Genomic DNA, 25,815 nt, shown 5'->3' with positions numbered 1-25,815 from the left:
CTATATTAATATTATACATAGGGAAAAGTCTGTTAATAGGAGGGGAATTTATATTACTTTTAGAAGTTTACAGTAGGCATATGAAAAAAGATGTACATACCATAACGTATATACACCTTCTTATTAATATATCCTTTATTCAATCGAATTCTATTCAATATAAAAACCCATCAATACATCGTCTCCATATGATCCATCTTCATATTTAACTTGCTTTTTTTGTCTGCCTTCTTCTACAAAGCCAATACGTTTATACACTTTAATTGCCCTATCGTTAATAGAAACTACGCCTAAGCAAATTTTCTCTAAACCCTTCTGCCCTTTAACCCAACTAATAAGAAATTCAATTAACTTCGTACCAATGCCTTGATTACAGTACGCCTCTTTAATCCCCATTCCCATTGTACCTGCATGTCGTAAGCGTTCTAGTTCATATCGATTGAAAACCAAAAAGCCAATCACCTTACTATCTACTTCATAAACTATATAAAGATTACCTTTTTCACTACTTTTCCGTATCTTTTCTCTTTCTAAATCAATATCATTTGGTAATTTATTTGGAGATACTATAAAAAACTTTGTAGTAGTTTCCGATAATATAATTTCTTTTCTAATGTCCATAATTGATTCCGCATCAAATTCTGTTGCTAATCGTATCACTGAATCACCTCTTACTTTTTTCTTAAAAGAATAATACTGGAGCTATCAAACTAAGGAATCTCCAAAACTCCCAATATGCAACATTGCATATTGAGAATCTTTTCACCTTTGATATAATATCCTTACATCTATATAAAAGGAATGTATACAATGAATCCAATTTTAACAGCTGCAAAACAACTATTACATAAAGGTGAAGTTATTGTCTCTACTTTAAAATGTTCACTTACTGACTATATTAATACGCATAAAGTCCCGTATCCAGGCATGTTATTTGCTACTAACAGAAGACTTCTCTTTTTGGGCCAATATAAAAATACATTGATTGCCGAATTTGAGTATGAAAAAATTCTATCTATAGAAACGAAGAGAAGAATCTTTGATAAAAAAATAATATTTTACTATGAAGATGAATATATAACATTGGGATACATTACAAGTTCTAATATTGAGGAGTTCATAGACTTACTACAAAGAAAATGCACGACTAGCGCGGACTCATAATCAGTGGAATCCCCCGCTGATTCATTATTTTAATTCCTCCCACTTCGTCCATACTTCTCTCCCGTTTATATGGTACATATTATCCTCCCGATCCATAAACCCATGCACGATAAATTCTCGTCTAATCGTACAAAAATCATCATGATATTGTTTTATGAACGTATTAATTTCTTTTTCTGTATATTGATTTTCAGCGTTTAACTTGCTAATTAAATGCTCTAATAGTACTAACTTTTTCTTTTTTTGACCTGGAATCGATTTTAAACGATCCTCTTTATCGAAAAAATTACGAATGGTCGTATCACGAAATTTCATTTGGCTTTCGATCATTTTATTTTCCCCCTTATTATTTATCCTTTTCCTTGTCTTTTTCACTGAAAAGATCCAGTGCATACCCTACGCTTATAAGGAAATAGTAGAATCCAAGAAATGCTAACGTATCGTTTACACTAGTATGTTCTTCTTTGCGAAATAAAATAGGTGATATGGTGAAAACGAGGAAGTAGACGCATGGATACAGTATGAAATAATAGTTGAATTTTTTTCTCATAGCCCCTCCTCTTTCTGTATATGATTCTATTCAAATCTTTGTAATCCCTTTTTTAATATGCCCCTCTCCTCTAGGTAGGTCGAAAGGGAATTTTAAATAAAAGTGATATGTTCTATCCAATGAACTTTCACATATATTTACATGGATGAATTACACGTCAAGGGGGAATATGAATGCGGTGGATTTATTATGATCCTTTGTTTGAAGTAGATCAAGTCGTTCCATCTATTAGAAATTCTTCACCATGGGCTGGACATAACAAGTTTGCTTACGATCTCGTTACATTTTTCAAACCTAATACACTAGTAGAATTAGGAACATATTACGGATCTTCCTTCTACAGTTTTTGTCAGGCTGTTAAAGACGAGCAACTCCCGACACAATGTACTGCAATTGATACTTGGCAAGGGGATCCACACGGCGGTTACTATGGAGAAAATGTATTCGAAACCGTAACCAATGTGCTGGGCACGTGTTATCCAGGAATCGGAAAAACAATTCGTTCTACATTTGATGATGCTTTAAATCAATTTGAAGATGAAAGCATCGATTTATTACATATCGATGGGTTTCATACGTTTGAGGCGGTCTCACACGATTATGCTACATGGTTACCAAAACTTAAAAAGAACGGTATTATTTTATTTCATGATATAGCCGTGTACGAAAATGGATTTGGTGTACATCTATTATGGGATACTTTAAAAGCACAATACCCTCACCTAGAATTTTCACATTCGTACGGTTTAGGCGTCCTCTTCCCAAAAGGACATGAAGAAAAATTTGAAAATGTGCTCACTAAAAATAAAGAACTACAGCAAAAGTATGGAGGATAAACCTCTAATAAAATAAGATAAATAAAAAAGCACCATTTCGGTGCTTTTTTATTTACGCTTCAAGTGATTGATTTTCAGCAATGTTTTTAAATTGTCGTTTGTGCATCCAAGTTAATGAAGCAATTGTTCCAAGTGATAATACAACGATAAAAATCATGAGTATCCCTATATTTTGCCACATGAAGTTAAAATCACCACTTGATACGACTGCTTTAAGTCCTGATACAGAGTATGTCATTGGTAACCAAGCATTAAATGGTTGTAAAAACTTCGGAATCAATTCTAGCGGGAATGTTCCAGCACTTGTTGTAAGCTGCATAATTAATGTTATGATGGCGATGAAACGACCTGCATCACCGAATGCTGTTACTAAACATTGAATTAATGCGATAAACGCTACACTTGTAACAATGCTAAAGAGTAGGAAGTATGGAATACTTTGTACTTCTACACCTAATCCGAACAGTAATATGACATCGGCTACTATTGCTTGAATAATACCGACTGATAGTAAAACGCCAAACTTACTAATAAACCAGCTGAATCCTGATTTCGGAACGCCGACTGTATCGCGTAATGGATATACGATAGATAATAGTAATGCCCCAACGAATAAACCGAGTGATAAGAAGTACGGTGTAAATCCAGTTCCGTAGTTCGGAACTTCCGCCAGTTTCTCCACCTTCACTTTTACTGGGCTTGCAAACATATCATACGTTTTATCCGTTCCTTTTACTTCACCTGTTTTTTCTGCCCCTTCGCCAAGTTTCTCAGCAAGTTCACCTGAACCATCGTTTACTTTTACAAGCCCGTCTGTTACTTTTCCTGATCCGTCTGCCAGTTTATTTACTCCGTCGATTAGCTGGGTTGAGCCAGTTTCCATGTTATTTAGACCACCATTTAGAGTACCTAAGCCAGTTGTTACTTGACCCGATCCATCTGCTAATTGATTTACGCCACCTATTATTTGGTTTGTTCCTACAGATAATGTACCTAAACCGCCTGTTACTTTGCTTGAGCCATCCGCTAATTGGGTTACTCCATCAATTAATTGACCTGACCCGTTATTTAATTTATCTACACCTACTTTGGCATTACTTAATCCTTCACCAAACCCTTGAAACTTTTCAACAAATCCTTTTTGTGCACTGGCTAATCCCTCAATACCATCCGTTAAAGATTGCAATTTCGCTGTATTCGGTAGTTTGTTTTGCGCATCACTTGTTGTTTGATTTATTTCACCTTTTAATTGTTTTACTTCTTCATTTAATTTATTTGTTCCACCTGCTACTCCGGCAGCCTTCTGCTGAACTGTCGCTGTACTTTTTGCCGCATTTGTTATATATGGTTGCAACTGTTCTTGATATTCTTTTGGTAAACTCTCAATTTGCTTTTGCAAATTCGCTACATCTTGCGCTGCAGTTTTTGCATCTCCTGCTGTTGATTGAGTAAATTCATTTAACTGATTTACATTTTCTCCAGCTCCATCTATTTTCTCATTTACCTTATTTAATATAGTAGGAACTTTCGACTGCATTTCCTCTAAGCCTGTAACAGAATTTTTCACTGTACTATTTAACTCTTGCAAACCCTTTTTAATTTCTTGAGAACCTTCTTCTAATTGACTTTGTCCTCCAACAAGCTTTTCCATACCATTTGCTAATTCATTCGTTCCTGTTTTTAATTCACCTGATTTATTTGCTAATGTATTTAAACCTGCCGTTACTTTCTGAGATCCATCTTGTAATTTCCCTATACCAGTTTGTATTTCACCTGTTTTGCTATTTAATGTATTTAAACCTGCTGTTACTTTTCCGGACCCATCTTGTAATTTATTAGATCCATCTGCTAATTTCTGAACTCCATCTTTCATCTCCCCAGATTTCCCCTGAAGTGTATGGAGCCCATCCGTCACTTTACTTGATCCATCATGCAACTCATTAGCTCCATCATGTAACTTATTTGCTCCGTCCGCTCCATCTGCTAATCCTTTTGAGACGTCTTTAATGGAATCAAACATTTTCTCTGCATATGTTTTCGTTAACGTGCTTGATACTTCACCTTTAATTTTTTCAATTGCTGTTCCTCCAATTTGTGAAGATAAGAAGTTTAAACTTTCATTTGGAATATATTCTAAGTTTAATGGTTTCGGATCGTCTTTTAATAACGTTGTAGCGTTACTTGAGAAGTCATCTGGAATACGTACTAACATGTAATACTTTCTGCCTTCCATTCCCTCTTTCGCTTCTTTTTCACTTACAAATTCCCATTTAAAACTTTTATTATCTTTTAAGTTATCAACGAGCCCTTTCCCGACCTCAATTGGTTTCCCATCAAGTTCTGCACCTTTATCTAAATTGACTACCGCAACTGGCAAGTCATCTAGCTGTTCATACGGATCCCAAAAGGCCCATAAAAACATACCCGCATATAAAATTGGTACAAATAAAACCGCAATGATTGGGATTAATATTTTTTTGCTTTTTATAATCTCTGCAAATTCTTTACTAAGCAACTTATGCCATTTCATAATTTATCCCCCTTTTTAAAAATGACCAAAATGTCTATTCAGTCATTTTCACCCAAATAAAAAGGCTATATCTGTTCATACATATGCCTTATCCCCGAATTTATACTATGCAACTTTTTCTCAATATAATTGTAAATTTTCTATTATCCCCCTAAATTAAACATATGACCATTTTGTTCATTTAGTCATTTTTTATAATAGTAAAAGGATTATCTTAATTTGACAATCCTTTTAGTAAATAAAATTCGAATAATTCCGAGATCTTTTCTTTTTCTAACGGTTCATGATTTTTTTCCCAATCAAAAATAAGCGATACGTATAGGCGAAGCATAATAAACGCTGTAATTTCTGGATCACATTTGCTAATCTCACCTTTTTCAATCGCAATCTCTAAATACGATTGAATGACAGAAATGATTTCCACATCTACTTGTTGCATCACTTCTTGTACTTCTTTCGTTCCCATATCACGCTCTTCTTGAATTAGTTTAATCATGAGCTGATGTTCTTTTCTAAATTCTAATATGCTATATAATGCTCTATGTACATTTTCAAAAAATGAAATATCTGAACGAATTGCGTCTTTTGCGACTTGCTTCATTTCTGTAATTAAATTAGAAATAATTTCGCCAAATAGTTCTTCTTTATTTTTGAAAAAAGTATAAATTGTTCCTTTTCCTACATTCGCTAACTTCGCAACTTGATCCATCGTCGTCGCCTTATAACCGAATGCTGAAAAAGACTTTGTTGCAGCTTCAATAATAGAACGTTTTCGATCTATCGCCACATCGTCACCTCCAAAAATGACCAATTGGACAATATAGTCAATTGGTACATATTTGATATTACCACACGCTTACATTCTATACAAGTTCTCTTTTTAGTTATTCCCAGTATAAAAACATTCCAGTCAATGTATATCATACTGTCCATAGTGTATCAGAAGGAAAGGGGAAAGGAAAAGATGTTCTTCAGATATAATTTTTATGAACACCTTTTTCTTATTTCGACATAGAAGGCATAATTTTGTCCAAACTAAAATTTAATATGCCCTCTCTTTTCCTTTCACTCTGACAATCTTCTTCTACAGTTAAACCTTACCTAACAACAACAAAATTCCTCTTTTTCTAATAAACAAATAAAAAAACAAGAAAATCCTTACATTTAATAGTAATATAGAAAGTAGACAGATTTATAAAAATAGTGGAGGCTTTTTCAGTCATGATGCGTGCGCTTCGTTTAAATATAAGGCAAGCTTTTTGTAATCGTGTTTCTTTAATTATTATGTTTAGTGGATTAGCTCTTATTTCTATTTATCATTATTATTATGTAATTCGTTATTTAGAAGACGCAGCGAATGGGGCTATAGCAACTGCTTTTAAATGGATTGGGTTTCGTAATAATGAAATGGATGTTTATTTATTATTAATGCCTGTTATTGCAAGTTTACCATTTAGTACAAGTTATAATTCCGATAAATCCGATGGTTTCAAAACTTTTATAAGTAAGGAAATTTCCCTATTCTCGTATTCCTTTACAAAATATATCGTTACATTTTTCTGCGGGGGATTTCTTTATACTTTACCGTTCATTCTTTCTTTATTACTTTGCAAATTAACAATTCCAAATGGATATCCCACCGTCGGTACTAGCATGATAAATGGCAACGGAATGTTCGCAGAGTTATATTTCTCTTCTCCCATCACTTATATTTATCTATATATTGGGATTAACTTTTTATTCGCTGGTTTAATGGCCCTCTTAGGTTTAGCAGCATCCACATGGTCACAAAAGGATTACATGGCAATTCTATTTCCATTAGCAGTTACTTCCATTCCTTTCGTCCTGCTAAATACAATATTCCCTACAATAGGCGGAGCACCTATTCACTTATATGATCCGAAACAACCATTACACGGGATGTCACCGTACATTTTACAATGTACATTTTTCTTCCTTGTCAGCTTATTCATGTACATAAAAGGATTACAACGGGACAAAAAAAGATATATGAGAAGGCTTCAAAAACGAGATCGATGTAGAAAAGCTTTTCAGCCATTATAAAAACCTAATTTCCTCACGTTATCTTGGAAATTAGGTTTTTTCTATTCATTTACGGCGTACCAGCCAATCCCCACAAAATAACAACAGCCGCAAAGTAAATTGCTTTAATAGCTACCACTAAACATAACGAAATAATCGCATATTTACTTAATTCTCTTCTTGCGCCTAGTAAAGTAAAAATAACCGCCAAACTAAACGTTATATAGGAACTTGCTGTATTTATTAAGTTATACGTAATGTCCAAATTTTGAGTAAGTCCTGTTATCTCCGCCACAAATTGAAGCATGACGATCGTACTAAAAAAAATTGCAAGCTGGTTCATTAATTTCCCATTTATTTGTGCTTGCATCGTTGACCTCCTCCTAAAAAACTAAATATTCAATTAATTTTACCGTAAAAATACAAAAGATTAATCTATAGTATTCTAACAAATCGCTTATATACTATTCTTATCTCTTTTCATAAAATAAAAGAACGCTTAGATACCTAAGCGTTCCCCTACTTTAAGAAGCCTTCTTCAAATCAATTTGAGCAAGTACTGGATCATGGTCACTTACACGTCCGTGCTCTTTCATAATGTTTGAGTTTAAGTGTACTGGGTCTACAATTGTGTGCGGTGCGATGTTATTTGTTACTAAAATATGGTCTAACACTTGTGCGTTACCTTCATGAATGTACGTGTAACGATTCTCTTTCGGCACTGTGTTTAACATATCTTTTAATATCGTTCCCTCTAGTGCCTCCAGTGGTTTAGAGAATTCGAAATCATTCATATCACCTAATACAACCACTGGCGCATTCGTATTCTTTTCTTGAATGCCTTTTACGAAATGATTCACTTCTTGTGCTAATTGAACTCGTTTCTCTTCACTCTTTAATACGAGCGGCTGCACTTTTCCAAATGGCGTTGCATCTCCTAGTTTTGAGTTTAAGTGATTTGCAACGACAACAACGTTTTGTCCTTGGAACGTAAATTCTGCCGCTAACGGTTTACGTGTACTTTCAAATAATGGATTTTCGTCTCCAATACGAACAACATTTTTATCAAGTAACTTCGGTACTGCTGCTAATTTCACGCGTGATGGGTTGTAGAAGAAACCGACGCGAATATTAGCTCCTGGTGCTCCCCCGTCTTGATTATTGTTCGGAGCAATTTCTACATACTCATACTTCGGTCCACGAATTTCTAGAACTGCATCAATGATACGTTTTGCGCTTAAAGAAGCGTCTGTTGTACCGTCATTAATTGATCCATTATTATCTTGCATTTCCTCTACACCGATAATATCAGGCATTTTCAAGTTATATTTAATAGAATAAGCTAACGCTTTTACCTTTTCGTCCGTTGTTTCTTTTTTATTCGCCGAGAAGTTTTCAATATTATATGTAGCAACTGTTAATTTATCAAGACGCGGCTGAATATTTGCCCCTACTTGCTTAAATCCACCGTCCGTTACAGATGGTAATTCTGTTACTGGCGAAATGCGGAACGAACCGTAATCATATCCTACTACGCCTGTTATATCTCCAGTGAAAGTATCTCCTACTTTCGCGACATAATCACGAGGTACTTTTACAGAAAGACGCTCTGGATTTAATTGATCTTTATCTAATAGCGGTGTGCCATACTTCGTTATAACTTTATCTCCACCATTTTGTACTGTTACATATAAGTTACCATTTTTCTGAGGAGCGATGATTTTTGGCGTTGGCATCGTAACGCGCATACCTTCTACGCTTTCATAAAAATCGATTGCATCTTCAGTTGGATCAAATAAACCGAATGCATCATTATCGATAATTTGATCCGGGATTTTCACACCGTTTTCTCCAAGTACAATCGGTGCTGGTAAAGTCTGATTTTTTGCGATTACAGCGATGCGACTCGCCTTAATTTCAGTCGTCGTTAAGTCTGTTTCAAATCGTTCTGCATATCCAGGTCCAACGTATTCTTCTACTTCTCCATCAACTTGAATAAGATCTCCTACCGCTACATTCGCATCTTTTTTGTATACGTAAATACCTTCTGAAGTAGCTGGATCATTATCCGGCTGATTATCTTCTATATAAAAACCATTTTTATCAAGCGCTGTGACAACGCCTTCCACATTGTTTACTTTCTTCCCGTTGTAAGGAGAAATATGTGATTTCCCTTGAATATCATGAATACGAACTGGTTCATTGTTTGCGATAATAAATGAAAATGTTGAAACTGCTGAAGAAGTAAGCCCTTCTTTTTCAGCGATTGCTTTCACTACACTATTTTCATTCACTATAATTTGTCCGTTATAACGAACACTTTTATTTGTAGGATTAGACCCATCTAACGTATAGTAGATTGTTGCTCCTTCTGTATTCGTTGTTAATGTTACCGCTGTTCCTCTTGCAACTTCCCCGCCATTTGGTGATGCCACTACATCGCTAACGCGGTTTTGTTCTTCTCCTTGAAACTTATGAGCTGTTACTGATTTTAAACCAGGACTACCGAAATATAACTCAAGCGTCCCCGTTAACCTAACTTTCTTCCCGATATTTTCAGGATGGTCTTTCACGTTTACAGCCGATCTCACATCGCCTTTTGGCAATTGAACAGGCATGATCTTATCTGGATTCGTTTCGTTTGGCGAATCGGCAATTGCCACGTTTGTGTCGTCAAACTTAGCCGGATCTTTCGTGTATTTAGAAGGACCTTGCGTATACCCAACGATATATCCTTCCACTATCCCCTTCGTTTTCCCTTGCTGCTTAAATACTTGAATTGCTTTTTCTACTGACATAGAAGTAGTTTCTTCTGCTTGCGCTAAAGTTCCAGTAAATGAAAGCAATAGCATAAATGATAAAAAGACACTTAACAATTTCTTCACAGCCATTTCCCTCTCCCTATTTCATATTTTCTCAGCATGTCTATCATAACAAATGATTCGTTATATAGAATGCTATTTCGACAAGTTTTACAAAAAATTAATCTCAGCTATAAGTTTAAAACAAATTCTTTTAATTATGATATTTGAAATATATAATAAACTAAACACTTATAAAGAAAGGATACGAAATGAAGTTCACGAAATTAGCATTACCTTTTATCGGAATCATTCTCATATTATTCAGTATCAAGGTTTTATTCTTTACTTCTCCTTATTTAGCAAGCTTAAACTCTGAGGAGGATCGTCTCTATCGAAGTTTAATGAAAACACATGATGCCAGTATATTAAAAGAGAACACACCAGAAATGAGTTTAAAACTTTTTCTACACGCTCTGAAAATAAGTGATTATGAAACTGCATACTTATTTACTGAATCTAGCGCTACGAAAGAGCAATTTATTACTGAAAATCGAGAGGGAGATTTAGCTGTAGATTTAATTCGTGAGTTGCGCTTCGTTAGCTCGGAATTTACATATATCGGACAAACGCGTGGTCATATACAAATTAACAAAAATAAAAAATTACTCATGTTAAAAACTGATGGAATATGGAAGGTACAGACACCTATTTTCCAATAAAAAACTACCACTTCTTTAGGAAGTGGTAGTTTTTTATACATTCAAAGCCTCTCGTTCACATACTACTATTTTTTCAATATGTGATAACACACGTTTCGCTGCCAACTCACCTTGCTCAATACAAGCCGGAAGACCAGCCCCACCGTAAGAACTACCTGCCAAATACACACCTGGCAATTCTTTCTCCATAAATGTTGTGATCTTCTTCATTCGCTCTTTATGACCTACTGTATATTGAGGCATCGCTTCTTTCCATCGGCTTACAATTGTAAACTCTGGATCCTCTGTAATATCCATTGTCTTTTGTAAGTCCTCTAATACGAGCTGCACAATTTCTTCGTCAGTTTGTTCAACAATCGCTTCATCACCTGGGCGTCCGACGTAACAGCGAAGAAGCGTTTTTCCTTCTGGCGTTGTATGTGGCCATTTTTTATGCGTCCACGTACACGCTGTAATCGTGTAATCACTATTTCTTGATACGACAAATCCGGTACCATCAATATCACGCTGAATTGCAGACTTCGGGAAAGCAAGTGCCACGTTTGCAACTGATGTAGACGGAATGTTACGGAAGAAACGAAACTGCTTGTACTGTCCAAACATAGTCGGCAATACTTTATGCGGCGTCGCAACTACAATCGCATCTGCTTCCATTTCTTTTCCGTTACTAAGAGTAATCGTATAACTATCACCAAGTTTTATAACTTTTTCAATACGAGTTCCCTTCATTACCATATCATTAGGAATCTTCACTTCAAGAGATTCTACTATAGATTCTAAACCAGTCTTCACAGTTTTAAAGATTCCCTTTTTCATTTCAGCCTTCTCTTGCTTTGGAGCGAGCGTACGCATACCGAGTGAAATACTACGGTGCTCCTGTTCAACTTGATAAATTTGAGGGAATGTTGACATTAAACTCATTTCATCAATATCCCCTGCATAAATACCAGATAATAATGGCTCAATTAAATTTTCAACGACTTCATTTCCAAGACGATGCCTGAAAAACTGCCCGAGTGATTGATCAGAAACTGGTTTTGATCTAGGCATTAATAAGTCAAAACCAGCTCTTAATTTACCAATTGGGGAGAACAATCCGGAAAATAGAAACGGCGTAATTTGCGTTGGAATTCCCATCATTGAACCGCTCGGCATTTTATGTAACCGATTGTTTACGAGAACGAACGATTGACCAGCCTTATTATTTACAAGTTCAGCATCAAGTCCTAATTCTTTCACTAATTTAGCTGCACTCTTTTTTCTTGCTAAGAAGGAATCAGGGCCACGTTCAATTGTAAATCCATCTTTTTGAACGGTTTGAATTTTCCCGCCAAGTTTACCCGACGCTTCTATAAGTAATGTATCTATCGGCAAGTTCTTGTCACGAATATCTTTTTGTAAGTTATACATTGTTGTTAATCCTGTGATGCCACCGCCGATGATCACAACTTTTTTCCTCAAGCAGGCTCCCCCTTTCTTCTTACAATACTGATTCTTTTTTCTTTAATACAACATCAGCTAAACAGTCAATAAATGCTGATGTTGCGTTTGGCATTTCTGGACGATAATATTTCGCGCCAATTGCATCAGTTACCACTTTACACTCAAAGTCATTGTCATATAAAACTTCTAAATGTTCCGCAACAAATCCAACTGGTGCATATACGAATGAACTATAGCCGTACTTTTCATTTAATTCTCTCGTTAAATCTTGTACATCTGGACCAATCCAAGGATCCGGTGTATTTCCGGCACTTTGCCAGCCAACCGCATAATTTGCTACTTCAGCACCGCGTGCAATATAATCAGCTGTTTCATTTAATTGATCTGGATATGGATCGCCGAGTGCGATAATTTTCTCTGGTAAGCTATGTGCAGATACGATTAATACTGCTTTTTCACGTTCTGCTTCTGACATACCGTTATATATACCTTTCACTGCATCAACCCAGTACTGGATGAATTTCGGTTCTTTATACCAGCTATCAATGCCGTGAATTGTTAAGTTTCCAAGTTTTTCTGCTTCTTCTTGCGCTCGTCCTACATACGACTTCACACTAAAAGTAGAATAGTGAGGGGCAAGAACGAGTGCAATTGCATCTTCTATTCCATCTTTATGCATAGCTTGTACTGCATCTTCAATGAACGGTTCAATATGTTTTAAACCAAGATACATGTGGTACTCTACTTCATCTTGCATTTCATTTAAACGCGTCTCTAACTTCTTAGCTTGCTCCAATGTAATAGTAGCTAAAGGAGAAATACCACCAATTGCACGGTAACGCTCTGTTAAATCTTCTAGCATTTCAGGACTTGGCTTTCTTCCTCTGCGAATATGTGTATAGTAACGTTCAATATCTTCTTCTTTATATGGCGTTCCATATGCCATTACAAGCAAACCAATTTTCTTTTTCATACAGCCAATCTCCTTTACTTCGCTAACTGTTCTTTAGAGTACTCATGAATAAATGTAGTTAAGCGTTTTAATGTATCTGGATTTACTTCTGGGAATACGCCGTGACCTAAGTTAAATACGTAACCTGGCTGCTTCATCCCTTGATCTAAAATACCTTTTACATGTTCTTCAATAACAGGCCAAGGTGCTAATAAGAATGAAGGATCCATATTTCCTTGTACCGCCTTATGAACACCACGCGTGCGTGCTTCTTCGATTGATAAGCGCCAATCTAAACCTACTACATCAAGCGGTAAGTCGTGCCATTCATTCACTAAGTGTCCTGCCCCAACGCCGTGCATAATCATTGGAACACCCATCGTGCGAACTTCTGCAAAAATACGTTCCATCGCTGGTTTAATAAATATGCGGTAATCCGCTACATTTACTGTTCCAACCCAAGAATCGAAAATTTGAACCGCTTTTGCTCCTGCATTAATTTGCGCTTTTAAATATGTAATAACCATATCTGCAAGCTTATCCATTAAAGCGAACCAAGCTTTCGGCTCTGCATACATAAACGCTTTCGTATTATGATAGCTACGAGAAGGACCGCCTTCAATCATATAGCTCGCTAACGTAAATGGAGCTCCTGAAAAACCGATTAACGGTACATCTAACATTTCTGTCGTTAATAAACGAATTGTATCTAGTATGTAAGGTACATCATCTTCTGGATTGATTTCCCCTAATTTTTCTACGTCTTGTAAAGAGCGAATTGGATTATCGATAACTGGACCAATGCCAGATTTAATTTCCACATCCACACCAATTGCAGGTAGTGGTGACATAATATCTTTATAAAGAATTGCTGCGTCTACGTTATATTGATCAACTGGCAACTTTGTAACGTAAGCACATAACTCTGGATTGTGTGTAATTTCAAATAAAGAATACTTTTCTTTTATCTTTCTATATTCCGGCTGCGAACGACCTGCTTGACGCATATACCATGCTGGTACATACTCTGTACGTTCCCCCCTACATGCTTTTAAAAATGTCTCATTTATAGTTCTTACCAAGACCCTTGCTCCCTTCCTTACCAATGCTTTTTCTTTAAATACGCTCTATTCCGATATTTATCTTTTTTTACTATACAGCTTGTAAAAACAAAATGCATAACATTATGTACGTTGTTCATTAAATTGACACAAACATTCGTAAAACTGTTTACTATTTTCACAACATTCTTATTATAGCACAGAGAAAAACTACGGTTTAGCTACTTTTGACTTTTCTCCCTCGCGGTTCGTTTGTGTGTTATATGGCACAACGTAAAAACTTGGTTTTGAGAATATATTAATAAACTTTTCCTCATATTTCCCTGTTCCTTTTACCGTCCCAACGTGAGTATGAATTCCTTTTTCAACTTTATAAACCCGATACATAATTCGCTCATCAGGAAGCGGCGTCCAGCTTAGTTTCATCGCAAATAAACCGAAAGGACTAAAAGCTAGTTTTGCTTCCACGTTTTTAACCTTATCTAAACGAATTGGCAGCCCAATTGTTTCAACACCTTTTGGCCTATGAAAACTCGCTTTATCTTGTATATTTGCTTTCGTTAAAATCTTTTTAAATAACATCGTTGCAGATGCATTTCCATCTTGTAATTGATGCTCTTTATCCGTGCGGTCATAGCCAATCCAAACAGCGCCTACTAAATTCGGCGTATAGCCAACGAACCACATATCTCTTGCCCCATTGTCGTCATTTGGCAATGAAGTTGTACCCGTCTTTCCAGCTAATGCACCGTTATATACACCTGCTTTTGCTGTCCCTTCCTTCACAACTCCTTCTAACATTTTCGTCATATACCATGCCGTTTGTTTCGAGAAAATATTCGTTTCTACTTTTGGCGATTCCCCAATGACTGCACCGTGTCTATTTAACACTTTATCAATAACGTGCGGCTCAATAATATTACCATTTGCTAAAAATGCACGATACATTTTCACAAGATCCAATGTTGAAACACCATTTTTCAGCCCGCCAAGTGCTGTACTTAGACCAGCGTCTGCAATATGAACATTTCCTTTCTCTAAATATTGCTTTCCTTCTTCTACCCCTAACTCATTTAATAAAGAAACTGCCGGTACATTTGCTGATTCTAAAATCGCATCGTACATCGTCATTTCTTTCGAATACTCATGATTGTAATTTCGAGGTTCATAACCTTCAAACGAACTTTTTTCATTCGTTAATAAAGAATATGGATTATACTTTTTCGTTTCTAGTGCTGGCGCATACACGAGAAGTGGTTTTAACACAGAGCCCGGTTGTCTTTTTGCAAAGACGCGATTAAGTCCTCTCGGAACATACTTTCTTCCGCCAATCGCAGCTTTAATTCCGCCAGTCTGGTTATCCATTAATAAAAATGCACCTTGCGCCCCTTCTTCTTTACCAGGGAAATTTCTTGCATCTTGAAACTGGTTATACGCTACCTTTTGAATCTTTTCATCCATCGGTACGACAAACGTATATCCTCCGCGAAGTACTTCTAGATGAGATAATCCGTATAAACGAGCGGCTTCATCTATGACCATATCTATGTACGGCATATATGCGAGTTCATTCTCATCTAAGTTTTTATAAAGAGCAATTGTCTTACCCTGATAACGAACACTTTCTTCTGCATTTAAATAGCCTTGTTTATGCATAAGTGACAGTACGAGATCACGGCGCTCCTTACTCTTCTCCGGAGATAAGTACGGTGAATATCCGTTTGGTGACTTCGGAAGACCTGCAAGCATTGCTCCTTCTTCTACTGTTAAATCCTCTACACTTTTATTAAAATACAGCTTTGCTGCCGCTTGAATACCATATGCCCCATGACCGAAATAAATATGGTTCATATACATTTCAAGAATTTGCTGCTTCGTATATTTTTGCTCTAATTGAAGAGAAATTGCGACCTCTTTCAATTTACGCGTAAATGTTTTTTCGCGAGTTAAAAAGACATTTTTAGCTAGTTGCTGCGTAATTGTACTACCGCCTTCTACCTTCTCTCCAGCTAACGCGTCTTTATACAGCGCCCGAAGTATAGAAGGGTAATCAATTCCTTGATGTTCATAAAAACGAGAATCTTCCACAGCAATAAATGCTTGCTGCACATACTTTGGAATTTCTTCGATCGGCACGAGCTCTCTATTTTCTACATATAATTTCGTAATTTCTTTTCCTTTCTGGTCAACGATACGTGATGAAGAGTGGAAAACAAGCTGCTTTTCATCCATCATATAGCCACCAGCTAACACAATAAGTTTATAAAGTACAATTGCTACTACAAACGTTGCTAACCCGCCCAATAAAGTCCACTTTGCTTTCTTCATACATCGGCCTTCTTTCCAAATGATGGTACATTTATTATTTGGAAAAGGACTATCTTTATGTATATAATCTTCGAAGTTTTTTAAGAGAATTGATATAATAGAGACAAACCATAAAGGGGGCATTAAAATGAAGGCTATTATTTCATACGAAACACCTCTAGAACAAGCACATTTCACTGCAAAAAATAACGAAAAAGACATGTTTTATAAAGAAAATACTGAAGAATCTGTAGAATCCACACTTCAGTATGACGTATTAGACGCTGTTGGAGAATTTAAAGGACAACCTGGCTACATCGTTTGTAACAACATTTCTGTAACAGACGAAGGTCGCCCTGTATTTGAAAACCGTTTTAAAAACCGCGCAGGTCTTATCGAAAACGAACCTGGCTTCCAAGCAATCCGCGTTCTTCGCCCATTAAGTAATGATACATACGTCATCTTAACGATGTGGGAAACAGAGCAAAACTTTAAAGACTGGACAGAATCACGTTCATTCGAAAACGCTCATAAAAAGCGCCCTGCACAAGCAGAGGGACAAGCTCAAGCGCATCCACATGCAGAACAGCAAAAAAGCATTTTCTCTCGTCCTTCTTTTGTGACTACTTTTGATGTGTTAGTTTAGGAATTCGCAACGTTTGATATGTGAAATTTTATTACCGCGCGACAAATAGAGACAAAAAAGGAAACACCGTTACACACCGGTGTTTCCTTTTTCTTTGTACCAATTATATATGCGAAGCGCGTCTTGTTTACGCATATGCTTCACTTTATAGCCATGCCCTGCTACTGATACGACAGCTGTACATAACTCGTCTTTCTTTTGAAAATACGATTGATTGTACCCAACTACTTGAACATGCCTTCTACGCATAATTCCTGTATATTTCGCAAGACGACGGTACACCATCGTTAATTGATTTTCTCTCATCATATATCCGCCGCTTGTATACCGGGCATACGCAAGTATTGTAAATACAATAAATAGCGGTATAAGAGTAAACAATGCGGTATGTTGTTTAAAATATATACTCGCACCAACTATTGGCACAGCGAGCACCGCACTTGTAATCCAGCCCATTATGACGTAACGGCGCAATGCTGTTTTCGGTAAATGGACCATTGTTTCTTCCATTTCATACGGTAACTGCAAATATGTAAGTAGCTGCTGTACATCTTTTTTCTTCATAAAAGGATGTAGCATCACTTCATTACCGGCGGATTCTATACTTTGAATCACTTCCACTTCGACAGAGCAATAACCGAAAGGCTGGCGAAGAATTCCTTCTTTCACAGTAATCGCTTGAATGCGGTGTAATTTTAACACAAACTCTTTCTTATCAAATAACCCTTGAACGATGCGAATTTCATTTCCGTTTCGCTCGATTTTAAAGTTCGCATATTTTAGCGCATAGCCAGCTGTAGAAATGACCCACGAAATTGCCATTAAAATCGCGGCCATAACGATTAATTCATATACACCGTTATCCATCACATACGCTTCCGCTTTATTGATGAGCCATTTTGGAAGAAATTGATTAAACTCCGAGTAAATAAGAAGTAGTCCAGAAAATACTAATCCGAATCTACCAGATGTAATAGATGCGAATAAAATTTCTTTCGCTGTTAACTGATAAATCGTCTTACTGCCTTCCTCCTCGGGCGCCTCTGCACTCGCAACACTTCTCTCTTTATGTAACAAGGCAATTAGTTCATTCGCTTCATCTTCTTTAATACCAGCTAACATCACTTCCGGCTCACTACCGCCGCCCGCTACTTCTATATTTAACTTCGTAAGTCCAAGCAACTGATAGATGATGTTTGAGGATGTACTAATATTTTGCACACGATCTTTATTTAAATAACTTTCTTTCTTAACGAACACACCATGTTTTATATGTACAATATTATTTTCAACCCAGTACACTTTGAAATACCATTTTACAGCTGAAAAAATAGCCATAATAAATAATAGAGCTAAAAGAACAAGATGCAATGCATACCAAGGTTTTACTTCACCATCTGATCGAAATAAAACAAGAAAAATAAAAGGCAACAAAGTCGCAACCCTAATCCCTAATAATATCGTGATCGGATGTTGCCTCTTATACATCCTCATCACTCACTTTCGCAAGCTCTCCAATTTGTCTTTTCAATTGTTCCGCTTCTTCTTTCGTTAAACCTGGAATACTATGAGAAGTTGCCGCTGTTGAAATATGTAATTCTGCTAAATTATACTTTCTCATAATTGGTCCTTGTTCAATCGTAACGTGCTGTACACGAATCATCGGAATAAGTACGCGCTTAACAACGAACATTCCCTTTTGAATCTCAATCTCTTCTTCATTTAATCTGTAACTATAATAACGCTGACGTAAATTTGGAAATACAAAATAATCAAGTGGGATAAACGTAATAGCGCCCGTTACTAACAGCCCAAACAACCAGCCCCACCAATGAAAATTAATCATAAAAAAGAAATACGCAATTACGACTGTTAGTATAACCGCCGCCCCAATTAAAGCGTGAATTCTCCACACTTTAAGCATATTAGAATGAATCTCTCTTTCTAACGGCTGCATCTCATCACTCCAATTATATGAATTTATTAATTATATATTAGCAGAAAACAAGTTTTTATATACAGTTTTGTAAAATTATAGTTAAACCTCTTTCGCTACATCGTATCAAGTACTTCCTTAAAATTCCCTTCATTAATGGAATACACTTGAAACTGGATGTAATCTATATCATTCGTATTAGGACGAGCATATGGCAGAATGTTAAATTTAGAAGCAGATCTTCCTAGCATATCGGTAACCATAAGAGCAACATCTATATACTCAAAATCTATACGGAATGCTACCGATTCTCCCGTAAATTCATAATCGTTAATCGCATCATAAGACTTATTCGCACTGATCAGCATCACTTTTAATAGTTGGTTTAAATTTTCTGGTTTGAAATTAATCATGGACACAACTCCTTTTCTTAATAAAACACTACGAAAATAGTGTAATCTTTTGCCTTCATAGCCTCACACATCAATTATATTAAAAATAAAGCTAGTTTTTTATAATTTTTTTGATATAATTACTTACGGGAAAAGGGAAGACATTTATCTTCCCTTGTGTTTTTATTTGCATCTAGTACTTTTGCTAGGTGCCTTTTTTATATCATTTTTATTTATAAAATTTGTTTCCAACTAGCATCCTTCACATCTTCACTAGTCGGCTTTCTAACTGATCCAACACAACATTCCTCACAAGCACCAAATGCAATGAAATTTTTCTGCGCTTGCCTTAACGAAACCTCATTCGCCCCACCTTCAAAGTCATGATCGTTAAACTGAACCTCATCATCTTCCCAATAACATATGTTACAAATTTCATATGTACCTGGTGGTTCTTCTTCTAATGTTTTATATCCGCAACATGGACAAGTATATTTCATATAATCACCTTATTTCTCTTCATATGTAGTCCTGCTTACTAAAAATGTAATAGAGCAAATGACAGTTAGTCCCATAAAGTACATCATTACAACAATACGTGTATTTTCATATATTGTAGGGAACCCGTCAGATATAACTTCATAGCCAAAAACAATACTTATAGCTAAAAGAATATATAAAATTAAGGATGGAATAAAATGTAGCTTTACAGGTAAAATAACACACCTAAACAATATTTCCCCAAGAAGACAGCCCACTAAAACAACAGGGATTCCAACTATCAAAGTAGCAGCCAACATGTTGGCCATAGCAATAAAAAGATTCGTAAAAATAGAAAATAGCTCTCCTTCGAAAATCCCCTTCCCATCGTATATTTGAACTATCGTCATTGAAATAAGTAAGCTTAATAAAGAATGGAAATACGGAATTAAAAATTTCCTCAATCATGCTCACCTCACTTTTCCCTTTACATATATTGTTAATTATTTCCTATCATTTTCACATAGAAAACGACTCGCCTTTCGCAAAAGACAAGCCATTTCAATTAATCCTCACTTATTCTCTTTTTATACCAATCCTGCATTCTCTCCGCATCTTCTACTCTCGTATGCTCTAATTTATAATTTGATGATGCGCTTGAGAACATGTACGTACATAAATTTGCGCGGCGCTGGAAATACGATTGTGTTTTCTCGATTGACTGTACGTGTCTTCTTCTGACAAGTCCTGTATATTTTCCGACACTACGATATACAAGCGTAATTTGCTCTCCGTTTACACCATAACCATTTGTTTTAAATGTTGCGTATCCAAGTGTAAAGATGAGGATCGCAAGCGGAATCAACGCCCACATGATGAAATACTTTTCAAAGTATATGCTTATTCCCGTAAGCGGGATGGCTAGCATGGCGAAGAAGATGAAACTATCAATAAGATAGCGGCGCAATGCTGCTTTTGGTAATGATGTAATGTTTGTATTCAGTTCATATGGTAATTGTAAATGTGCGAGTAACTGTTGCACACGATCTTTTCGAATAATCGGATGCAGTGTAACTTTGTCTTTCTCTTCACCCATTCCCTTGCTTTGAATGACTTCTACTTGCACAGCACAATAACCAAATGGCTGACGTAAAATACTTTCTTTTATCGTAATCCCTTGAATACGGTGTAACTTTAGTACGAGTTCTTTTCTCTCCAGTAAACCTTGAGAAATACGGACTTCATCATTTTTTCGATTTACTGTGAAGTTCCCATGTTTTAATGCGTAGCCGATTGTAGATATAATCCAAGAAAGGACCAGTAAAATAGCCACCATATAAATCCAACCATATATATCATGGTCCATAACATAAGACTCTACTCTATGTTTGATCCATTTCGGAATATACTCATCTACTTGATGATACACAAAAAATATTAAGGAAAATAATAATCCAAATTGACCAGATGTAACTGACGCTAATAAAATTTCTTTCCAAGTTAATTTGTATTCTGTCGCTTGTTTTTCCTCTGTAATGATTTCTTTTTCTACTACATTTTCTGCTGCTTCGTCTAATGTTTCTGTTGCTTTCACTTCCGGAGTGGGCTCATTTAGTAAGGAAATAAGCTCCTTCGCCTCATCTTCCGTAATACCAGCTAAGCTTACTTCTGCATCATCGCCTCCGCCAGCTGTTTCGATCTGAATTTTCTTTAAACCGAGCATTTGATATAGTACGTTAGAACTTGTGTTTATTGTTTGGACACGCTCTTTATTTAAATAGCTCTCCTTCTTCACGAAGAGCCCCTGTTTAACATGTAATACATTATTTTCGACCCAGTATGTTGTGTAATACCATTTTTCAAATGCTGAAAAGATGGTGAGTAAACCGAATGCCGCGGGAATTAAATACCAAAACGGGAATTTTCCGTTTAAGCTAAACATGAAAATAAGTAATGGTATAAAATCTGTTATTTTTAATTCTAATAACATCGTGATTGGATGCTGCCTCTTATACATCCTCATCACTCACTTTCGCTAATTCTGCGATTCTTGTTTTTAACATTTCAGCTTCATACATTGTTAAACCGGGAATACTATGAGAAGTTGCCGCTGTTGAAATATGTAATTCTGCTAATCCATGTTTTCTCATAATTGGCCCTTGTTCAATCGTAACGTGTTGCACACGAATCATCGGTACTAATACGCGCTTTACAACGAAAAGACCGTGCTGAATTTCAAGCTCTTCTTCATTTAGTTGATAGCTGTAATAACGTTGACGCAGTTTCGGAAACGTAAAGTAATCAAACGGCGTATATACAATTGTTAATCCGACGAGCACATAGAAAATCCAGGCCCACCAATTAAACTTAATCATAAAGAAAAGATATGCCAAAATGACTATAATACTAATTCCTAGCTCAATTAAGGAACGCGTTTTCCACACCTTGACCATGTCAGGGTGAATTTCATTTTTCAATGGATCCATGTAACCACTCCAAATCTATTAATCTAATATATGAATTGTCTCAATCTATATTTTACATAACTTTACATAAAATTGAAATTTTATTATTTATCTTCTTTTTTCTCAGGAATAAAATATCCGAACCAAAGTAGCCAAACTAAACTAATTAATGCGAACCAACCTTTATCCGCTTGAAAAGCTTCAATCATACCTGGAATTTTATACACTCCAACGAAGCCAAGAAAACCGAGCCACCAGTTTTTTTGCATTTTCATTTTTACTCCCCCTTCATTACATTTTTCACATTTTGAATCCAAATTTCTTTATACTTTAAATCGAATCCTATTAATATGTAATTACTCATGTTATCAATAACGAGTGCTAACGTATGAGCATTTTCTTCTGTTGCATGTTGTGATACAACGCCAAGTTCCACACCTTGCTTCAATAAATCGTGGAATCCATTTAAAAACTCCTCTTGTATTTCAAATAAACGTTTCTGATACTTTTCATTTCGCGTCGCACTTACGATGAATTCATTTATAACGCGTAGTATACCTTCTTGGCCTCTATACTCAGACAACATATGTAAACCATCTGTGATTAACTTCTCTGCAAAGTTTTCTTTCGTATATTGGTCTTTAACGAAGTAATTGACGAAATGATATCCAGAAAAAATTTCTTCAAATAAAAAATCAATTAATGCTTCTTTAGACGGGAAATGATAATAAATAGCTGGCTTTGATATGCCTACTTCTTTCGCAATCATTGAAAGACTCATCTTCTCAATACCGTGCTCTGCCATTAATTTAAATGATGCCTCTACAATGTGCTGCGATGTTTGTAAATTCTTTGTCATACTGTACCTCACTTATTTTTACTTACCGGTCGGTAAGTAAATTGTAAAATGAAAATGAATGATTTGCAAGTTAATTAGAGTTTTTAAAGGAACTTCTTGATGAACCTAGAAAAATATAAAGTAAAAACAACATATAACAATACGGGGGACATTCATATGGGATATGGCGGTAACGGTGGTAACGGCGGCGGTGAAGATGGCAAAGATGGTACGAGTGGGCTTTTATTACTCATTCTGCTCGTTATCGTATTCATTATAATTGGAGCTAGTTATAGTGTGCTTAGCTTCTAAGAAAAGACACAATTCAGTTAGTTATAGTAGCGTAGAAAACTGAAACAGATTAAACTTTTCCTTCTTAGGGTTTCTTCACCAGTAAGGGCACGCAAAATAAAAAGCCCCGGTTATATATAACAGCCAGCGCTTTCTATTTTTAGCATTCTTATTTTTGTGTGTTTCATCTATATTTCCAACTCGTATACGTGGGTGCTCTGTCACAAACGTAAATCATTATTGATCATCGACAATAATATACGCTGTTCTGATTGGCCCATGTACACCTACGACAAGGTTCATTTCAATATCCGCGCTATTTGACGGACCAGAAACGAAATTTACACAAGCTGGCAGTTTTTCTCCCGCTTTATTTTGATTATGAATCAGTTTTGTAGCTTGGGTTAATCTTGGTACGATCGTACTTTTAGGAACAATTGCAATATATGACTCCGGAAGAAGACTAACATGCCTTCCTTTTAACCCATCATTAAATAGCACAACGGTTCCTGATTCTGCCAAAGTCATATCACTGAACGTAATGCCAAGGTCAGCAGCTTTCGCAAATTCTATGTCCTCTTCTTTATGTTCTAATCCCCATGTACGAAAATGTGTTGTACCTTCATTGCTGAAACATGGAGTAAGACCGTACTCATTAAAGCGCTCATCATTCGAATACATAACAGATTTGATATTCCAGTCTTTTATAAAAGACCCCAATGTTTCAACAAGATTTCCCTTTGTTGTTCGCTTTACTTCTGTATGAATCACTTCGCAGTGCTCCATTAACTTTAATACAAGTTCGTCTTGTGTGAGTCCGTCAAAAACATTCCACTGCGGGGAAAAAGACCATTTCGGTTTTTTCACTGCTTCTGGACGTTCCCTACCAAGCTTTTCTAATAATTGGAATAAAAATTCCTCACGATTTTGGATGGCCATCATCGTTCTCCTTTTCGTGTTTTTTAAACCACTCTCGAAACGGTTGTTTTTTCGGAACTGGAAAATCTCTCGCATCCGTCCAAGCTTTTAACGGTCCAATGCCGCGCTCGATCTTATCTCCTTTTGCAAGAGGCCTTAATGCATACGGAGCACTCTTCGCAGCAAAAGAAAATAGTCTAGGACTCTTCACCGTTTTTTCAAAACCTTTCATAGCCACGTTCCAAGCTACAGGTGATTGTTTTTCTTCTACAATGCGGCTGCGATGTTTAATTAATAAATCGTGTAACGGGATTTTCACTGGACACGCTTCTGTACAAGCACCACAAAGGCTAGATGCATAAGGTAAATCCTTATATTCATCATATCCCCCTAAAAGCGGTGTCAACACAGCTCCAATTGGTCCTGGATAAATAGAGCCATATGCATGTCCCCCAATATGCCTGTAGACAGGACACACATTAATACATGCCGCGCAACGAATGCACTGAAGAACACTTTGGAATTCTGTCCCTACAATATCAGAACGGCCATTATCAACAATGACTAAATGAAATTCCTCAGGCCCATCTGTCCCGCCAGGCTCAGTTAACCCTGTAATATAACTTGTTAACTTTTGTCCTACAGAACTTCGGCAGAGCAGCGTTACTAAAACATCAAGCTCTTCCCATGTCGGAACAATACGTTCCATCCCCATAACTGTAATCAACGTTTTCGGAAGTGTCGTAGTAAGTCTTGCATTTCCTTCGTTTGCTACGATAGAAATTGACCCAGACTCTGCAACAGCAAAGTTACATCCAGTCACCCCTATATCCGCTGCAAAAAAATCATCACGTAAATAATCTCTTACAAACCTCGCCATTTCCGTAGGATCAGATGTTCCAGTATAATCTAACTTTGTTTTAAATATTTCACAAATGTGTTCTTTATCCTTGTGAAGGCATGGAACAACAATATGTGACGGGGGATCGTGGTCGTTCACTTGTAGAATAAATTCAGCAAGATCTGTTTCTAACACTTCCGCTCCAGCTTCTTCAATCGCTTCATTTAAACTAATCTCTTCCGTTACCATAGATTTTGATTTCACAATTTTTTTCGCGTTTTTCTTTTTTACAATCTCTTTTACATATTCCCTTGCGTCTTCTGCAGTCTTTGCAAAATAAACAAAACCACCGTTTTTCTCAATATTTTCACTTAGCTCATATAAATAATAATCCAGGTTTTCTAATGTATGCTTTCGAATTTCTTCTCCTAAAGCTCGCCATTCCTCCCAATTCCCAAGACTCTCAGTAGCTTTTAATTTCTTGACTCTAAGACCATCTTGCGCTTTCCTGACAGCCTTTCGCATAAATTGATCCCCAATGCCTGTTTCAGTACGCTTATGAAAGGGATCGTTCCCAATTTTCATTCCCATCTCTATAT

The 25,815-nt window shown here is 36.3% G+C and carries 28 protein-coding genes; 6 read left to right on the top strand and 22 right to left on the bottom strand.

From position 1 onward, the window contains the following. Positions 1-150 precede the first annotated feature (150 nt). Complete coding sequence (locus FT637_RS06355) at positions 151-660, bottom strand: GNAT family N-acetyltransferase (protein ID WP_193645590.1); 510 nt, start codon at positions 658-660, stop codon at positions 151-153. Positions 661-810: 150 nt separating this feature from the next. On the opposite strand from FT637_RS06355, the gene FT637_RS06350 reads away from it, so the two are divergent. Continuing rightward, positions 811-1,164, top strand: a complete 354-nt coding sequence (locus FT637_RS06350) for a PH domain-containing protein (protein ID WP_002201452.1) — start codon at positions 811-813, stop codon at positions 1,162-1,164. A gap of 24 nt (positions 1,165-1,188) precedes the next feature. Here FT637_RS06350 and FT637_RS06345 read toward each other — a convergent pair whose 3' ends face one another. Then, positions 1,189-1,494 carry a DUF2087 domain-containing protein gene (locus FT637_RS06345; RefSeq protein WP_193645589.1) on the bottom strand — a complete coding sequence of 102 codons (306 nt, stop codon included), beginning with the start codon at positions 1,492-1,494 and terminating at the stop codon, positions 1,189-1,191. A 16-nt stretch (positions 1,495-1,510) separates the two neighbouring features. Beyond that, a complete protein-coding gene (locus FT637_RS06340; protein ID WP_193645588.1) occupies positions 1,511-1,714 on the bottom strand; it encodes a hypothetical protein in 204 nt (67 codons plus the stop codon). Positions 1,715-1,887: 173 nt separating this feature from the next. Between FT637_RS06340 and FT637_RS06335 the strand changes: the two genes are divergently transcribed. After that, positions 1,888-2,550 (top strand): class I SAM-dependent methyltransferase, encoded by a 663-nt coding sequence (locus FT637_RS06335; protein ID WP_193645587.1) that lies wholly within the window; start codon positions 1,888-1,890, stop codon positions 2,548-2,550. Between the two features lie 52 nt (positions 2,551-2,602). On the opposite strand, the gene FT637_RS06330 is transcribed toward FT637_RS06335, so the two are convergent. Next, on the bottom strand, positions 2,603-5,080 hold the full coding sequence (locus tag FT637_RS06330; protein WP_193645586.1) for a YhgE/Pip family protein: 2,478 nt from the start codon (positions 5,078-5,080) through the stop codon (positions 2,603-2,605). Between the two features lie 214 nt (positions 5,081-5,294). Then, complete coding sequence (locus tag FT637_RS06325; protein WP_193645585.1) at positions 5,295-5,867, bottom strand: TetR/AcrR family transcriptional regulator; 573 nt, start codon at positions 5,865-5,867, stop codon at positions 5,295-5,297. A gap of 434 nt (positions 5,868-6,301) precedes the next feature. Between FT637_RS06325 and FT637_RS06320 the strand changes: the two genes are divergently transcribed. Then, on the top strand, positions 6,302-7,144 hold the full coding sequence (locus FT637_RS06320; RefSeq protein WP_193645584.1) for a hypothetical protein: 843 nt from the start codon (positions 6,302-6,304) through the stop codon (positions 7,142-7,144). 49 nt (positions 7,145-7,193) lie between these two features. On the opposite strand, the gene FT637_RS06315 is transcribed toward FT637_RS06320, so the two are convergent. Then, positions 7,194-7,493: a hypothetical protein gene (locus FT637_RS06315; RefSeq protein WP_193645583.1), complete on the bottom strand. Its 300-nt coding sequence runs from the start codon at positions 7,491-7,493 to the stop codon at positions 7,194-7,196. A 154-nt stretch (positions 7,494-7,647) separates the two neighbouring features. Next, complete coding sequence (locus FT637_RS06310) at positions 7,648-10,014, bottom strand: DUF6359 domain-containing protein (protein WP_193645582.1); 2,367 nt, start codon at positions 10,012-10,014, stop codon at positions 7,648-7,650. A gap of 182 nt (positions 10,015-10,196) precedes the next feature. Here FT637_RS06310 and FT637_RS06305 point away from each other — a divergent pair, with 182 nt between their 5' ends. Further along, the gene (locus FT637_RS06305; RefSeq protein ID WP_193645581.1) at positions 10,197-10,646 is read left to right on the top strand and encodes a hypothetical protein; all 450 of its coding nucleotides are present in this window, start codon (positions 10,197-10,199) and stop codon (positions 10,644-10,646) included. A 33-nt stretch (positions 10,647-10,679) separates the two neighbouring features. On the opposite strand, the gene hemY is transcribed toward FT637_RS06305, so the two are convergent. The 4 genes from hemY to FT637_RS06285 form a co-directional block, all read right to left on the bottom strand. After that, a complete protein-coding gene (hemY, locus tag FT637_RS06300; RefSeq protein ID WP_193645580.1) occupies positions 10,680-12,107 on the bottom strand; it encodes a protoporphyrinogen oxidase in 1,428 nt (475 codons plus the stop codon). A 19-nt stretch (positions 12,108-12,126) separates the two neighbouring features. Then, a complete protein-coding gene (gene hemH / locus FT637_RS06295) occupies positions 12,127-13,062 on the bottom strand; it encodes a ferrochelatase (RefSeq protein ID WP_193645579.1) in 936 nt (311 codons plus the stop codon). A 14-nt stretch (positions 13,063-13,076) separates the two neighbouring features. Beyond that, the gene (hemE, locus tag FT637_RS06290) at positions 13,077-14,123 is read right to left on the bottom strand and encodes a uroporphyrinogen decarboxylase (protein WP_193645578.1); all 1,047 of its coding nucleotides are present in this window, start codon (positions 14,121-14,123) and stop codon (positions 13,077-13,079) included. Positions 14,124-14,312: 189 nt separating this feature from the next. Continuing rightward, complete coding sequence (locus FT637_RS06285) at positions 14,313-16,430, bottom strand: transglycosylase domain-containing protein (protein WP_193645577.1); 2,118 nt, start codon at positions 16,428-16,430, stop codon at positions 14,313-14,315. A gap of 127 nt (positions 16,431-16,557) precedes the next feature. Between FT637_RS06285 and hmoB the strand changes: the two genes are divergently transcribed. After that, complete coding sequence (gene hmoB / locus FT637_RS06280; protein ID WP_193645576.1) at positions 16,558-17,055, top strand: heme-degrading monooxygenase HmoB; 498 nt, start codon at positions 16,558-16,560, stop codon at positions 17,053-17,055. 69 nt (positions 17,056-17,124) lie between these two features. Here the strand turns inward: hmoB and FT637_RS06275 are convergent, their stop codons facing one another. The 9 genes from FT637_RS06275 to FT637_RS06235 all read right to left on the bottom strand — a co-directional run bounded on the left by FT637_RS06275 (position 17,125) and on the right by FT637_RS06235 (position 23,187). Continuing rightward, complete coding sequence (locus FT637_RS06275) at positions 17,125-18,543, bottom strand: PH domain-containing protein (RefSeq protein WP_193645575.1); 1,419 nt, start codon at positions 18,541-18,543, stop codon at positions 17,125-17,127. Further along, positions 18,536-19,012, bottom strand: coding sequence for a PH domain-containing protein (locus tag FT637_RS06270; RefSeq protein WP_193645574.1), 477 nt, complete (start codon positions 19,010-19,012; stop codon positions 18,536-18,538). Before FT637_RS06270 ends, FT637_RS06275 begins: the two co-directional genes overlap by 8 nt. 95 nt (positions 19,013-19,107) lie before the next feature. Then, a complete protein-coding gene (locus FT637_RS06265) occupies positions 19,108-19,404 on the bottom strand; it encodes a protoporphyrinogen oxidase (protein ID WP_193645573.1) in 297 nt (98 codons plus the stop codon). Between the two features lie 212 nt (positions 19,405-19,616). Next, positions 19,617-19,883 (bottom strand): CPCC family cysteine-rich protein, encoded by a 267-nt coding sequence (locus FT637_RS06260; RefSeq protein WP_193645572.1) that lies wholly within the window; start codon positions 19,881-19,883, stop codon positions 19,617-19,619. 9 nt (positions 19,884-19,892) lie between these two features. Next, a complete protein-coding gene (locus FT637_RS06255) occupies positions 19,893-20,327 on the bottom strand; it encodes a hypothetical protein (protein ID WP_193645571.1) in 435 nt (144 codons plus the stop codon). Between the two features lie 101 nt (positions 20,328-20,428). Beyond that, entirely contained in the window at positions 20,429-21,880 is a 1,452-nt protein-coding gene (locus tag FT637_RS06250; RefSeq protein ID WP_193646227.1) for a PH domain-containing protein, read from the bottom strand. Continuing rightward, a complete protein-coding gene (locus tag FT637_RS06245) occupies positions 21,873-22,349 on the bottom strand; it encodes a PH domain-containing protein (RefSeq protein ID WP_193645570.1) in 477 nt (158 codons plus the stop codon). Before FT637_RS06245 ends, FT637_RS06250 begins: the two co-directional genes overlap by 8 nt. Positions 22,350-22,432: 83 nt before the next feature. Further along, positions 22,433-22,603 (bottom strand): hypothetical protein, encoded by a 171-nt coding sequence (locus FT637_RS06240; protein ID WP_193645569.1) that lies wholly within the window; start codon positions 22,601-22,603, stop codon positions 22,433-22,435. Positions 22,604-22,605: 2 nt separating this feature from the next. Further along, on the bottom strand, positions 22,606-23,187 hold the full coding sequence (locus FT637_RS06235; protein ID WP_193645568.1) for a TetR/AcrR family transcriptional regulator: 582 nt from the start codon (positions 23,185-23,187) through the stop codon (positions 22,606-22,608). Between the two features lie 99 nt (positions 23,188-23,286). Here FT637_RS06235 and FT637_RS06230 point away from each other — a divergent pair, with 99 nt between their 5' ends. Further along, on the top strand, positions 23,287-23,478 hold the full coding sequence (locus FT637_RS06230) for a sporulation protein YjcZ (RefSeq protein WP_227493716.1): 192 nt from the start codon (positions 23,287-23,289) through the stop codon (positions 23,476-23,478). Positions 23,479-23,694: 216 nt separating this feature from the next. On the opposite strand, the gene FT637_RS06225 is transcribed toward FT637_RS06230, so the two are convergent. Both FT637_RS06225 and FT637_RS06220 read right to left on the bottom strand, forming a co-directional pair. Then, entirely contained in the window at positions 23,695-24,396 is a 702-nt protein-coding gene (locus FT637_RS06225) for a LutC/YkgG family protein (protein WP_193645567.1), read from the bottom strand. Then, positions 24,377-25,807: a LutB/LldF family L-lactate oxidation iron-sulfur protein gene (locus tag FT637_RS06220; protein WP_193645566.1), complete on the bottom strand. Its 1,431-nt coding sequence runs from the start codon at positions 25,805-25,807 to the stop codon at positions 24,377-24,379. The genes FT637_RS06225 and FT637_RS06220 overlap by 20 nt, the downstream gene beginning before the upstream one ends. Positions 25,808-25,815: the final 8 nt, after the last annotated feature.

Origin of the sequence: Bacillus cereus (assembly GCF_015071065.1) — a bacterium.
GTDB classification, from domain to species: domain Bacteria; phylum Bacillota; class Bacilli; order Bacillales; family Bacillaceae_G; genus Bacillus_A; species Bacillus_A cereus_BA.
Note: the sequence above shows the minus strand (reverse complement) of the source record. Positions and strands in the feature narration are given on the sequence as shown.